General features: G+C 59.0%; 12 protein-coding genes and 2 pseudogenes. 12 read left to right on the top strand and 2 right to left on the bottom strand.

The window, feature by feature from the left end:
* Nucleotides 1-167: 167 nt before the first annotated feature.
* From ku to C0Z16_RS37750, 4 genes are all read left to right on the top strand, one after another.
* Nucleotides 168-1118, top strand: coding sequence for a non-homologous end joining protein Ku (ku, locus tag C0Z16_RS15360; RefSeq protein WP_102632974.1), 951 nt, complete (start codon nt 168-170; stop codon nt 1116-1118).
* Nucleotides 1115-1957 (top strand): tetratricopeptide repeat protein, encoded by an 843-nt coding sequence (locus C0Z16_RS15355; RefSeq protein ID WP_102632973.1) that lies wholly within the window; start codon nt 1115-1117, stop codon nt 1955-1957. Before ku ends, C0Z16_RS15355 begins: the two co-directional genes overlap by 4 nt.
* Before the next feature lie 392 nt (nt 1958-2349).
* Entirely contained in the window at nt 2350-2559 is a 210-nt protein-coding gene (locus C0Z16_RS15350; RefSeq protein ID WP_102632972.1) for a hypothetical protein, read from the top strand.
* Between the two features lie 35 nt (nt 2560-2594).
* Nucleotides 2595-2759, top strand: coding sequence for a helix-turn-helix domain-containing protein (locus C0Z16_RS37750; RefSeq protein ID WP_158244489.1), 165 nt, complete (start codon nt 2595-2597; stop codon nt 2757-2759).
* Between the two features lie 21 nt (nt 2760-2780).
* Here the strand turns inward: C0Z16_RS37750 and C0Z16_RS15345 are convergent, their stop codons facing one another.
* Nucleotides 2781-2999 carry a hypothetical protein gene (locus tag C0Z16_RS15345; protein WP_102632971.1) on the bottom strand — a complete coding sequence of 73 codons (219 nt, stop codon included), beginning with the start codon at nt 2997-2999 and terminating at the stop codon, nt 2781-2783.
* A 26-nt stretch (nt 3000-3025) separates the two neighbouring features.
* On the bottom strand, nt 3026-3235 hold the full coding sequence (locus tag C0Z16_RS15340; protein ID WP_102632970.1) for a hypothetical protein: 210 nt from the start codon (nt 3233-3235) through the stop codon (nt 3026-3028).
* 138 nt (nt 3236-3373) lie between these two features.
* Here C0Z16_RS15340 and imuA point away from each other — a divergent pair, with 138 nt between their 5' ends.
* The 8 genes and pseudogenes from imuA (at nt 3374) to C0Z16_RS15300 (ending at nt 13592) form a co-directional block, all read left to right on the top strand.
* Nucleotides 3374-4081 carry a translesion DNA synthesis-associated protein ImuA gene (imuA, locus tag C0Z16_RS15335; protein WP_102632969.1) on the top strand — a complete coding sequence of 236 codons (708 nt, stop codon included), beginning with the start codon at nt 3374-3376 and terminating at the stop codon, nt 4079-4081.
* 90 nt (nt 4082-4171) lie between these two features.
* Nucleotides 4172-5134 carry an SOS response-associated peptidase family protein gene (locus tag C0Z16_RS15330; RefSeq protein WP_102632968.1) on the top strand — a complete coding sequence of 321 codons (963 nt, stop codon included), beginning with the start codon at nt 4172-4174 and terminating at the stop codon, nt 5132-5134.
* Between the two features lie 133 nt (nt 5135-5267).
* Nucleotides 5268-5574: pseudogene (locus tag C0Z16_RS15325) on the top strand (hypothetical protein).
* A gap of 537 nt (nt 5575-6111) precedes the next feature.
* A complete protein-coding gene (locus C0Z16_RS15320; protein WP_102632967.1) occupies nt 6112-7044 on the top strand; it encodes an H-NS family nucleoid-associated regulatory protein in 933 nt (310 codons plus the stop codon).
* Between the two features lie 113 nt (nt 7045-7157).
* Nucleotides 7158-7316 (top strand): annotated as a pseudogene (locus C0Z16_RS38715) (arsenate reductase (glutaredoxin)); the annotation flags it as partial.
* Nucleotides 7317-7607: 291 nt separating this feature from the next.
* Entirely contained in the window at nt 7608-9167 is a 1560-nt protein-coding gene (locus C0Z16_RS15310; protein WP_102632966.1) for a type I restriction-modification system subunit M, read from the top strand.
* Nucleotides 9157-10497: a restriction endonuclease subunit S gene (locus tag C0Z16_RS15305; RefSeq protein ID WP_244201242.1), complete on the top strand. Its 1341-nt coding sequence runs from the start codon at nt 9157-9159 to the stop codon at nt 10495-10497. The genes C0Z16_RS15310 and C0Z16_RS15305 overlap by 11 nt, the downstream gene beginning before the upstream one ends.
* 8 nt (nt 10498-10505) lie before the next feature.
* Nucleotides 10506-13592 carry a type I restriction endonuclease subunit R gene (locus C0Z16_RS15300; protein ID WP_102632964.1) on the top strand — a complete coding sequence of 1029 codons (3087 nt, stop codon included), beginning with the start codon at nt 10506-10508 and terminating at the stop codon, nt 13590-13592.
* Nucleotides 13593-13640 lie beyond the last annotated feature (48 nt).

Below are 13640 nucleotides of genomic sequence, written 5' to 3'. Positions count from 1 at the left end.
AGATGTAGCGACCACAAGTGATAAGCGTTGGAGCGCGGCAGAGCGCCCACATGGCCGAAAGCGAGCCGATTCACCGGCACACGAGATGCGCGTTCGCTAACGTTGGCCGCAGATACTGGTATCAGGCAGCGCAAGTAAAGCCTTGCACTCGCGCACAGGAGGCTCACATGGCGGCACGGTCCATCGCATCGCTGACACTGTCCTTCGGACTGGTGTCCATACCGGTGAAACTGTATTCGGCGACGGATAGCGCTGCCGGAGTCGGATTTAACCTTCTGACGCCGGAGGGTGGCCGCGTGAAGCAGCAGTACATATCCGAGGCCACCGGCGCAGTCGTGGCCCGCGCGGACATGAAGAAGGGATACGAGTTCGAGAAGGGGCAGTTCGTCGTCTTTGCCCCCGAAGAACTGAAAGCGCTCGAAGAAGGCGCGAGCCACGTCGTGGAAATTGTCTCGTTCGTCCCCGAAAAGTCGGTAGACCCGCTGTACTACGACAAGGCGTACTTCATCGCTCCAGACAAACGCGGCGGCAAACCCTACAGCCTGCTTCAGCGGGCCATGCGAGAAAGCGAACGCTGCGCGCTGGCAAAATGGTCGTACAAGGGGAAAACGCGAATCGTCCAGATACGGCCTGCTGAAGACGGGATGGTGTTCCAGCAACTGCTATTCGCCGATGAGGTGCGCGCGTTGAGCGATTTGCATATCGAACAGGTGACCGTCAGCGATACGGAACTGAAACTCGCACTGCAAATCATCGACCAGGTGTCGGAAGACGCCTATGACCCGACCGCTTACGAAGACGAAGAAAAGAAGCGGATTCTGGAAGCCATCGACCGGAAGATTGCGGGCAAACAGATTGTGTCGCCGGAGACGCCAGCCGAAGAGTCTGGCGGACAGGTGATTGACCTGATGGAAGCCCTTCGGGCTAGTCTCAGCGCCAACAAGGACAAACGTGAGGCACCTGTGAAGACAGCAGCGGCCAAGGCGCCAGTGACGAAAAAGACTTCGCCCGCCGATGTCGAAGTGCTTGCCGCCAAGCCTCGCCGGCCTGTCAAGCGCGCGACGCCGAAGCCGGACGTCAAAGAGGCGCCACCAGCAAAGGTCCGAGCACGCAAGTGACAAGACGGAGCCAGTCAAACGATTACTCGTTGCGCAGCCTTCAATCGCTGCTGGGCGTGTCGCGTCGGGTCCTTTCCGGGCTGATTGACGCCGGATTCGTCCACCCGTCGCGAGGTCGACGGAACGAGCTTCGATTTTCCTTCCAGGATGTTGTGCTGCTGCGCACTGCGTTCCAGCTGCAATCGGCCAGAGTCTCCGCACGTAAAATTCTGAGGGCGCTTGCCAAGCTGAAAGCCGAACTCCCTGACGAGCTTCCACTGTCCGGGATTCGAATTACGTCTGTGGGTGAGACCGTGGCCGTGAGGTCGGGACAGGCGCACTGGGACGCTGATTCGGGCCAGCATCTGCTTGACTTCGAGGTCGCGCCTATCCGGGGCGACGTGGCGTTTCTCGACTCGGTACCGCGAAACCAGGAGAGCCGCGAAGAACAGGCGGAAGAATGGTTCGCACTGGCCGAACAGCTGACCGAAACCGACGCTGTCGGTGCGGAGCAGGCCTACCGGAAAGTGCTTGAACTCTCGCCAGCACCGCACTACGACGCATACACCAACTTGGGCGTATTGCTATGCGAGGCAGAGACGCGCTGCGACGAGGCGTTGTCCATTTTCGACGGGGCTTTGCAGCACTTCCCCGATGACGCGCTACTGCACTTCAACCGGGCGGTCGTTCTCGAAGAACTGAAGCGCTATGAAGCTGCGGAAGGGGCCTATCTGCGGTGCATAGAGCTTGACCCGACGCATGCCGACGCTCATTTCAACCTCGCGAGACTGAGCGAGATTCGTGGCGACAAGCAAGGCCTCGTCCGGCATCTCAGCGCTTATCGTCGGCTCGCCGGCTAAATCGGCCTTGCTCGCGCATCGCTATCCGCGGCTGTCAATCGAGGCGCGCACCCATGCTAAGTCCAGCTTCTTCTGCGTCATGCACGGCCTCAAATAGACCGGCAACTCCCGACGCTTCGACGACCATTTGTCGCGCTTGATTGCGCCGTCCGCTGCGAATCGAGCGGAGTGGCGGATGTCCTCCCGCTGCGTTATTGCATGTCCCCAATGCGCGCGACGTCGACTGCGGCCGTCTTCAGAGCAATCGCCTCGAGCTCCTGGCCGAAATCAAGCGCCCATTGCCCGACGAACGGGGATTGCCCGAACCTCTTTGAGTAAACGTTCCGGTGCCATCAAGAAACGTGAAATTCGGTCGATATTTAGCTTGTTGTAGTTATCGACAGAGAGAAGACGTGGAGGACAACGATTATCTAGCGGCCTTCGCATTGTGCGTGACCGTCGATGCCATTCGGAAAGCGCAAGGAAAGATGATGCCGGAGGACCTTCCGATTGGCTCCATGGAGCGCATGCTGGCTGAGGTCGACGTCATACAAGACACGCTTCGCATGCTCGGCATAGTCCCGGATGCGATGAAGGGCTTACAGGACGGGGCAGAAGAGTAGTTGCCGCACTCGACGCATCCGGCTGTTCCGGAAACATGACGCAACCTGGCCCGACTAAGCTCGTTCAGGAAATGGAAGAGATGTTCAAGGCCCGTCTCTTCGAGAGAGGCAAGATGGGTACAGAGCCGTCCGCGCAGTGTGCGTCGGACAAGCAAGGCTTCGTCCGGCATCTCAGCGCTTATCGTCGGCTCGTCGGCTAAATCGGTCTTGCTCGCGCATCGCTATCCGTGGCTGTCAATCCAGGCGCGCGCCCATGCTAGCCCAGCTTCTTCTGCGTCCTGCGCGGCATCAAACAGACCAAGAACTCCCGACGCTTCGACGAACTTTTTGTCGCGCGTGATGGTGCCGCTCGCTGCGAACCGAGTGGAGTGACGGCCGTTTTCATGCGCTTCTATCGCATGCCCCCATAGCGCGTATCCACGAAACTCATCGGCTTGCATCACTTGACCTCTACATGCGGTGTTTCTTACTGCCGAAGGCGTGTGACGTCGATTCCGGCCGTCTTTAAAGCTGCGTCAATCGCCTCAAGCTCCTGACCGAAGTCCAGCGCCCATTCCTCGCCGTCGCACCGCACAGTGATGCCGTTGTGCATGGAAATCAGATTGCGCGCTTTAAACAGCGCATCGACAAGCCTCGATTCTCGCTGGGCCTCCCGGACCCAATTATCCGCTCTCATCCTGCACCTCCTTTAACAAGCCTGCGACTCCACACCTGGGGCCGGCCAATGGCCGGGCTGACGGCGCGAGGAATCTGCGGTTCACACATACCGTTTTCGCCTGTAGGATACTGTACATCCATACAGGTATTTCAAGCAATGACCAACGCGGCGGCGTCTCCTGAAGCGATACATCCGTCCCTGTGGCGGGCGTCTCAGCTCGCCCATGGGCGAGGTCGGGTAATCGAGACTGGCTACCCGGCCTTGTCGGCAGAACTGCCGGGCGGTGGGTGGCCGGTGGGCGCATTGGTGGACCTGCTGGTGCAGCACCCGGGCGTCGGTGAACTTAGGCTGCTGAGGCCGGCGCTGAGTGCCGCAGGCGACAGGCCCATTGCATTGGTGCAGCCGCCACACACTCCAGACGGGCTGGGACTTAGCTACATCGGCCTGTCGCTGGACCGGATGCTTCGAGTCAAGGCACCGAAGACAGCGGACGCGCTTTGGTCGGTAGAACAGATACTGCGGGCAGGAAGTTGCGGGGCGCTCGTTTTTTGGACCCAGTACGCGCAGTCTTCATCGCTTCGACGCCTGCACCTTGCTGCGCAGTCATCGGAAACTTTCTTCGTGATGGTCCGGCCGCTCGCCGCAGCACAGGACGCGTCGCCAGCACTATTGCGGCTGGCGCTCAAACCGTCTGCCGATGGTCTGACCGTCGACATTGTGAAACGACGAGGGCCCTCATGCGCGGAACCCTTGGCTGTTGCCCTTCAACCTACCCCCGTTCTGCTGTCGCGGCATGCGCGTGTCTCGCGCGGGTCGCCTGCCGAAGTTGCGACTGGAAGTCAGCGGAAAGAAGTGCTTGCCTGAACTCATTACGGTAGTGTCGTGCATTAACGTTGCGTTGCAGGGCCGCGGCCCAGTAAGTGCTTATCATGCTCGCAAAGAACGGAGGCAGTTATGTGCTACTCGGCTCAAGTCGTCGCAGACTATAGGAAATTTGTGCGCACGTTTGGCGCCATTATGGACATCCACGAGTTCGCGCGTCTGTTCTTTGAGCGAGCGGAGGGCATTAGCAAATCCAAGATACCCAAAGCCATGGAAGACGCGTTTGCTGAACCGCAAGATGACGCAGAGCGCGAAATCAATGCTCTCATCGCCAAGTACGCTTCAGTGCAGGCTACCAAACTCGAGCAGGAGCTGTTCAAACAACGGAAACGGCTGGCCGACGCCGAGCGCACGTTGCAAACGAAGGTCACCAAAGCCGCAACGGAAAGCCAGCGAATCGCCACCGACAAAATCGCCTGGGCGAAGGGCAAGCTCGAGGACCTGCGGCGAACCGAGCCCCAACCGCGCGACTCACGCATCTTTCCTGGCAACTATGCTCCGGTGATGGTGATGGAAAACGGACGGCGGGTGGTCAAGCCGATGCGTTACCAGTGCCGCATCGCTGGAAAGCCCGCGTCTTATGATGTCAAATACCCAGGCACGTACAACGCGCGGCGGGATAGCCTCGAAGGCTTCTGGGCGCCTTGCTTTGGACGCACGCATGCTGTCCTTCTCGTTGAAGTGTTCTACGAAAATGTGAGCAAGGCGAAGTTCGAAGGCACGTTACTGGAGACTCACGAGCGCGATGAAAATGTCGTTCTCGAGTTTCGTCCGAGCAACGGCGAGCTGATGCATGTCGCGTGTCTGTGGTCACGATGGAGCGTGCCGGGGCAGCCGGACCTGCTTTCATTTGCCGCCATCACGGATGAACCTCCTCCAGAGGTAGCCGCCGCAGGACATGACCGGTGCATCATTCCTATCAAGCCGGAAAACATAGATGCATGGCTCAACCCAGACCCGAAGGACCTGGTGGCGATGTACGGAATTCTTGATGACCGGGACCGGCCATTCTACGAGCACCGACTTGCGGCATAGCGATTGGCTACGCAGACATCGTACCCCGGCTAACCAAGGCGCCTGCCCCTCTCAGACATTTTGCATTTCAGCGCAAGGTCACAGAACGCCTCACCTGCGTTAGACTGGATTGAGCACCTGGAAGGAGACCTGGATGATACGCAAGACGCTCAATGCCTCGCAGCTTCAGCAGGAGGTCAACCGGCGAATCCATCGACTGCAGGAAATCGTCGAAGATGGCGTGAAGATTCGTGTGCCGCGGCCGCAGTTGCAAGAGGCTGACAAAGACCGGCTGCAACTGGAACATGACTCACTTCGGTAATGCAGTCGGCTTCGAGCGCGACATCGAGGGCGTGCTCAAGGCCGTGCGTGCGGAATACAATCTCAATACCGAAGTGAAAAACACTGGCAACCCGTTTGGGGCTAACCGCGAAAGACATCGATTCGTTGTTCGTTTTTGATGGTGTGAGCACTAACGATGCGCTTACCTCATCAACGTATCTCATCGCGTAATGCCGGCAGACGTCTTGTAGTGCCCAAGTCAGGAATCGCGGCTCATTATGCGACGACGCTGCCGCCAGAACCGTAAATCTAGCAATCATCGCCCTGCACCCGAGCGCCCAGTTTCTGGGCGACTTGCCACATCTTCCTGAGAATGGAGACATCGGGATTCTTGACGACAACATTAGCTTCTGCCTCTTCTAGCGCAAGTCAATCCCATAGCGCGACCAGCATGAGCACCGGCCTGATGACGGCCTTGCTTGTCGCGGTTGGATTCGGCGCTCTCTTCCAACGCCGAAGGAGGAGCGGTGGAAGTACCGGAGAACCACCAGGGAATGTTCGCGGCAAGGACAAGCCGTGAGCGGGCCCCATTGAAGAGCCGGGAGGGCGGCGACGCGGTGTTGTGATTTTTGGTGATACACCGCTTTAGTCAATGCACTAGCCTTTTCTAGCGCGACCGTGGCATATTGCGACCACATTTATGAGGAGGCCACTAGATGGCAACGACTTTGGAAGCAATGCAGGCGAAGATTAAAAAATTGCAGGCCCAAGCCGATGCGCTGATTGCAAAGCAATCGTCCGGCGTCATCGAAAAGATTCGCGAGTTGATGGCGAAGCACGGCCTGACGACCGCTGACATTGACGCGCGCGTTGGCAGCAAGCGGCGCGCCACGAAGGCAGTTGTTAAGACCATGAGCAAAGGCAGTGTTGCTGTGGTCAAGTATCGCGACCCGAAGAGTGGTGCAACCTGGACCGGACACGGCCGGGCACCAAGTTGGATTGCCGCCGCGAAGAACCGAGACAAATTCTTGATTGACGGAAGTACAGCGACGGCGAAGCCGGCTCCTGCCAGCAAAGCGAAGGCGGCTGGCAACTATGTCCGTGGGCCGCAGCCGGCGATGTACCGGGACCCAAAGTCGGGCGCGACGTGGAGCGGACGCGGCCGTGCGCCGGCATGGATTGCCGAAGCCAAAGACAGGAGTAAGTTCCTGATTGCAGGCGGTGTTGAAGCAACTGTTGCGACGAACGCAGCTGTGGTGAGCAAGACGAAGGTTGCGGTGACGAAGGCCCCGAAGGAAGTTGGTGCGACTTCTAGCAAGGGTCAGCCGAAAGGTCCCCAGCTGGCTAAGTATCGCGACCCGAAGTCCGGCGCGACCTGGAGCGGACGCGGTCCGGCTCCGGCGTGGCTAGCCGGTGCGAAAGACCGGACGAAGTTTTTGATTGGCGTCAGCGCGGCGGCCGATGCGAAACCGGTGGTCACGAAGGCTGTTGCGAAGAAAGCCCCGACGGCGAAGAAACCTGTTGCCAAGAAGGCCGTGAGCGCGAAGGTGCCGGCCAAGAAAGCGCTGGCGAAAAAAGCGCCACGCAAGAGCGTGGCCGTGCCCGCTCCGGTGGCCACAGTCGAGTCTGGTCCGGAGTTGACGACTTAAACGTAGTTGTCAGGTGCCCGGTTACCTTGCGAAAAAGCACGCTCAACAGCAAGCTGCGCACCGTCAGGCAGCGCAGGCACAATAAGGCGTCGTTTCCCCCAACCCGTGAACAGCTCATCAACCGGCCGTTTGTGGTGGTCACGCCGCTCGGCGTTCGGTTGTGCAGGCCATCCGAAGTGGTTCTCGACATTCTGCCCAATCCGCAATCGGGTGAGTTCACGAAGGAAGACGGCGAACGCTTAATCGATGCCGATAGCCGAAGCGTTCGCTGATGTCGTCGGGCCTCCGCAACGCCACGCTGCCATTGCTCGACACGCCGGACACTGAGAAGCTGGAGCCGCGTACATGGTGCACGTTGCAATTCGGGAGGAGGATGGGCAGGCATGGTTACGGGCGTAATCCAGCGTTCACCGTACGTCTGGACACCCCGTGGTGCCATACTTAAGCCCGTTGGCGAGTCCAAATGTCATTCAAGATAGAATCGCTATCAATTTCTTGGTGGCGAAATGCCCGGGTTTTATGCCTGGAAATACACCTGACTATGACCGGACGAACCAGTTCTGATGCTTGATGACTTAAAAAAGACCCTCTGGGCAACCGCCGACAAGCAACGCGCCAATATGGACGCTGCCGAGTACAAACACATCGTGCTCGGCCTCATTTTCCTCAAGTACATCTCCGATACATTTGCCGCCCGGCGCGCCGAACTGACCCGCCGCTTCTCGGACGAAGGCGACGAATACTTCCTGCACGGCTGTGACGACGAACTGCTCGCCGACGAACTTGAAGACCGTGACTACTATCGCGAGGTCAACGTATTCTGGGTGCCGGAAACCGCGCGTTGGGAGAGCCTGCGCAGCGCGGCCAAGCAGACCGACATCGGCAAGCGCATTGACGAAGCGCTGGCGGAAATCGAAGCCGAAAACCCCAAGCTCAAGGGCATCTTGGACAAGCGCTACGCCCGCTCGCAGTTGCCGGATGGCAAGCTGGGCGAACTGGTCGACCTGATTTCGACCATCGGCTTTGGCGAGGACGCCAGCCACGCGCGCGATGTGCTCGGGCGGGTGTACGAATACTTTCTCGGTCAGTTCGCCAGTGCCGAAGGCAAGAAGGGTGGGCAGTTCTACACGCCGGCCTCCATCGTCAAGACGCTCGTGGCTGTGCTCGCACCTCACCACGGCAAAGTCTACGACCCTTGCTGCGGCTCCGGTGGCATGTTCGTGCAGTCCGAGAAATTCATCGAAGCCCACGGAGGAAAGCTGGGGGACGTGTCCATCTACGGGCAGGAGTCCAACCCTACCACCTGGAGGTTGGCGGCGATGAACCTCGCCATTCGGGGTATCGACTACAACCTCGGGCGCGAACCGGCCGACACTTTCGTACGCAACCAGCACCCAGACCTGCGCGCCGACTTTGTGCTGGCCAATCCACCCTTCAATATCAGCGACTGGTGGCATGGCAGCCTCGAGGGTGACCCGCGCTGGGTGTATGGCACGCCGCCGCAGGGCAACGCCAACTACGCATGGCTCCAGCACATGCTGTATCACCTAAAGTCGAATGGCCGCGCGGGTATCGTACTGGCCAATGGCTCGATGAGTTCCAGCCAGAACTCGGAGGGGGACATCCGCCGTGCAATGGTCGACGCCGACGTGGTCGACGTCATGGTGGCTCTGCCAGGGCAGCTCTTCTTCAACACCCAGATTCCTGCCTGTCTGTGGTTTCTTGCCAAGCAGAAGACTAATCGCCAAGGCGAAGTGCTGTTCATCGACGCTCGCAAGCTCGGCACCATGATTAGCCGGGTCCAAGCAGAACTGACCGACGAAACAATCGAGCGAATTGCAAAGACCGTTGCTGCCTGGCGCAATGAGGCGGAAGAAGGTATCGGAGAATACGCCGACATTCCAGGCTATTGCCGTAGCGTGACGCTCGCCGAAATTGCTAAGCATGGTCATGTGCTGACGCCGGGACGCTATGTGGGTGCCGACGAAGTCGTGGAAGACGATGAAGCCTTTAGCGCGAAGATGCAGAAGCTTACCGAGCAACTAAGCGAACAGATAGCGACGGGCGTGGAACTGGACCAGCGAATCCGACAGAAGCTGGGGAGGCTGGGGTATGAATTCTGAGACATCACGTTGCCTTGGCCACTATGTAACCTTGGTACGTGGCACAACGTATAAAGGCAGTCTCGTAGGTGCGCCAGGGCCTGCATTGTTAGGCCTTGGAGCAATCGAGCCGGGTGGTGGATTTCGCGAAACGGAATTTAAGACATACGGCGGAGAGTGTCCTGAAAAGCTAATGCTATTTCCCGGCGATTTATTTGCCGCACTCAAGGGGGCTACCAAGGACGGCAAGATGATTGGCTCCGTGGCAAGAGTGCCGGACCATGTGCCGTTCGGCCGCCTGACCCAAGACACCGTAAAGCTAGAGTTTATTGAATCCCACGAAGCCACAAGAACGTATATTTATTGGTTGCTTCGCACACCACAATACCGCGAGTATTGTGCGGGGCGAGCGATGGGTAGTGCGGTCGTCGCGCTAAGTCGCGAGGATTTTCTTTCATACCCCGTCCCACCGTGTACCGCTCCTCGAGCGCATCTTGTCGATTTGCTCGAAGAGATAGAGCGTAGATGCCGAGTGCTTCGGGAAAACAGCGCGACGCTGGAGGCCATCGGCCGGGCGTTGTTCAAGTCCTGGTTTGTCGATTTCGAGCCTATCCGCGCCAAGCAGGAAGGGCGTGCGCCCGAGAGGATGGTCGAAACCGTCGCCGCGCTATTTCCCGACGAGTTCGAGGAGTCGAAACTGGGGCTGGTGCCGACGGGTTGGCGCGCATCAACCTTAGGGGACTTAATGAAGGATTGCGACGGCACGATTCAAACGGGGCCTTTCGGTAGCCAACTGCATGCTTCTGACTATGTAGAACATGGAATTCCTGTAGTAATGCCGAAGGATATTCAGGGGCGAAGAGTCGATGCTGCCACAGCCGCGCGTATTTGCCCCGAGGATGCGGACCGACTCCAAAAACATAAACTCAAGTCGGGCGATATTGTGTTCAGTCGTCGCGGTGATGTCGAGCGACACGCCTTAATTAGCGAACGTGAAGTTGGTTGGTTGTGCGGCACCGGCTGCTTGCTTGTTCGTTCTGGCCCGTCGTTTCTGTCATCGTCGTTTCTCTCTATGACGCTAGACGCTCCGCGCGCACGGCAATGGCTTGTCCGTCATGCGATTGGTGCAACGATGCCAAATTTGAACACTTCCATCCTCGGGTCCGTGCCGGTGCTAGTCCCCGACACCAAGGTCTTAGAGATATTTGAAGATACGGTTTCCGCGACGGAAGCACAGTTGACGGCGAACTCTAAGCTGGAAACCACACTCAGTTCCATTCGCGACATGCTCCTGCTCCGCCTGAATTCTGGGGAACTCAGTCTGTCCGAAGCCGCAGCGCTCGTCGCCTGAGAACGACCATGACAGAAGACCAACTCGAACAGGAAACACTGGGCTGGCTGGCCGATGTGGGCTACACCCGCGTTTTCGGGCCGGACCTTGCGCCTGACGGCGTTAGTGCCGAACGTGCCGACTATCGCCAGGTATTGTTGGTCGAACGTCTGCGCAGTGCTATTGCGCGGCTCAACCCCGGAATTCCGCTTCAGGCGCGGGAGGATGCTGTGCAACGGGTGCAGGACTTGGGCACTCCTGCGCTGCTCTCGGCCAACCGACGCTTCCATCAATTGCTGGTCGGTGGCGTACCGGTGGAATATCAACGCGACGGTGAGACACGCGGCGATTGCGTGCGGCTCATCGACTGGGCCAAGCCGGCAGGCAATGAGTGGCTGGCGGTCAATCAATTTGCCATCAAAGGCCCGCACCACACACGGCGCCCCGACGTGATGCTGTTCGTCAATGGCCTGCCGCTGGTACTGCTGGAGCTGAAGAACCCTGCCGACCAGAATGCCGACATCTGGAAGGCCTATGACCAAATTCAGACTTACAAGGCGCAGATTCCGGACGTTTTCCAGTACAACGAGGTCCTCGTGATTTCGGATGGGTCGCAGGCGCGCATGGGTTCGCTTTCAGCCGATGCAGAACGCTTCATGCAATGGCGCACCATCGAGGGCGTCACGCTTGACCCGCTCGGCCAGTTCAACGAACTGCAAACATCGATTCGCGGTGTGCTGGCACCGACCTACCTGCTGGACTACCTGCGCTTCTTTGTGCTGTTCGAGGACGACGGCGCACTGGTCAAGAAGATTGCTGGCTACCATCAGTTCCACGCGGTGCGCGCTGCTATCCAGCAGGTAGTGACGGCATCGCGCCCAGGCGCGAGCCACAAGGGCGGCGTGGTCTGGCATACGCAGGGCAGCGGCAAGAGCATCACCATGACCTGCTTCGCAGCCCGCGTGATGCAGGAATCGGCGATGGAGAACCCGACCATCGTCGTCATCACCGACCGCAACGACCTTGACGGGCAGTTGTTCGGCGTGTTCTCGCTGGCGCAGGACCTCTTGCGAGAGCAGCCGGTGCAGGCCGGAACCCGCCAGGATTTGCGCGCCAAGCTCGCCAACCGGCCTTCCGGCGGCATCGTGTTTGCCACCATCCAGAAGTTCATGCCCGGCGAGGACGAAGACACGTTCCCGGTGCTCTCGGACCGAACCAACATCGTGGTCATCGCTGACGAAGCGCACCGTACCCAGTACGGGTTTGAGGCACAACTGAAGGGCAAACCGGGCCAGGAAAAGTACCAGGTGGGCTATGCGCAGCACCTGCGCGACGCACTCCCCAATGCCACGTTCGTGGCCTTCACCGGCACGCCGGTATCGAGCGAGGACCGTGACACGCGCGCCGTGTTCGGGGAATACATCCACGTCTACGACATGCAGCAGGCCAAGGAGGATGGGGCCACAGTCGCCATCTACTTCGAGTCGCGCCTGGCCAAGCTGTCGCTTAAGGCGGAGGACCTGCCGCACATCGACGCGGAGGTGGACGAACTCGCCGAGGACGAAGAGGAAAGCCAGCAGGCCAAGCTCAAGAGCCGCTGGGCCGCGCTCGAAAAGGTCGTCGGTGCAGAACCACGTGTGGCCGCTGTAGCAGCCGACCTCGTGATGCACTTCGAGGAACGTAACAAGGCGCAGACGGGCAAGGCCATGGTCGTGGCGATGAGCCGCGAGATTTGCGTCCACCTCTACGACGAAATCATCAAACAGCGCCCCGACTGGCACGACCCGGACCCTGAGAAGGGCGCCATCAAAATTGTCATGACCGGCTCAGCGAGCGATAAAGCGCTCCTGCGGCCACACATTTACAGCGGCCAGGTCAAGAAGCGGCTCGGAAAGCGTTTCAAGGACCCCGCTGACCCGCTGCGCATCGTCATCGTGCGCGACATGTGGCTAACGGGGTTTGACGCGCCTTGCGTGCACACGTTGTACGTGGACAAGCCCATGAAAGGTCACAACCTGATGCAGGCAATCGCCCGGGTGAACCGCGTCTTCAAGGACAAGCAAGGCGGCCTCGTAGTCGACTACATTGGCATTGCCAACGAGCTGAAGAGCGCGCTGAAGGAGTACACCGCCAGCAATGGGCGAGGTCGTCCGACGGTCGACGCGGCCGAGGCATATTCCTTGCTGGCAGAAAAGCTCGACATCCTGCGCGGAATGCTTCACGGTTACGACTACAGCGGGTTTCTAACCGGCGGTCATAAGTGCCTTGCTGGTGCAGCCAATCACGTATTGGGCATTGAAGATGGCAAGAAACGATTTGCCGACACGGCGCTCGCCATGAGCAAGGCCTTTACGCTGTGCTGCACGCTCGACGAAGCCAAGGATGTGCGCGAGGAAGTGGCCTTCATGCAGGCTGTGAAGGTTATCCTCACCAAGCGCGAACTGAGCGACAAGAAGAAAACCAACGAAGAGCGCGAACTCGCCATCAGGCAAATCATCAGTTCGGCCGTGGTGTCTGAGAAGGTTGTCGATGTGTTCGAGGCGGTCGGGCTCGAAAAACCGAACATTGGTATTCTCGATGAAGCCTTCCTTGCTGAAGTCCGTAACCTGCCCGAACGCAACCTCGCCGTGGAACTGCTGGAGCGGCTGCTGGAAGGCGAAATCAAGAGCCGCTTTGCAAGCAATGTAGTGCAGGAGAAGAAGTTCTCGGAGATGCTCGCCAACGTCGTGACTCGTTACCAGAACCGGGCGATTGAAACTGCCCAAGTCATCGAAGAACTCATCGACATGGCCAAGAAATTCCGCGCTGCCGCGACCCGGGGCGAGGAACTGGGCCTGACGGAAGACGAAATCCGCTTTTACGACGCGCTCGCCAATAATGAGTCAGCCGTCCGCGAGCTGAGCGACGAGACGCTTAAGAAGATTGCGCACGAGCTCACCGAAAACCTGCGCCAGAACATAACAGTGGACTGGTCAGAACGAGAAAGCGTGCGAGCCAGACTCCGGCTGATGGTCAAGCGCATCCTCCGTAAATACAAGTACCCGCCGGACCAGCAAGACGGCGCGGTGGAGCTGGTCCTGCAGCAGGCACAGGCGCTCGGTGAAGCGTGGCGCTAGCCAACCTCAACTTCAGCGGCCGCTTCCCGCGCAGCTTAGCTCTCGTCT

It is taken from the genome of Paraburkholderia rhynchosiae (assembly GCF_002879865.1).
GTDB classification, from domain to species: Bacteria; Pseudomonadota; Gammaproteobacteria; order Burkholderiales; family Burkholderiaceae; genus Paraburkholderia; species Paraburkholderia rhynchosiae.
This window is presented reverse-complemented; position numbering and strand designations above follow the sequence as displayed.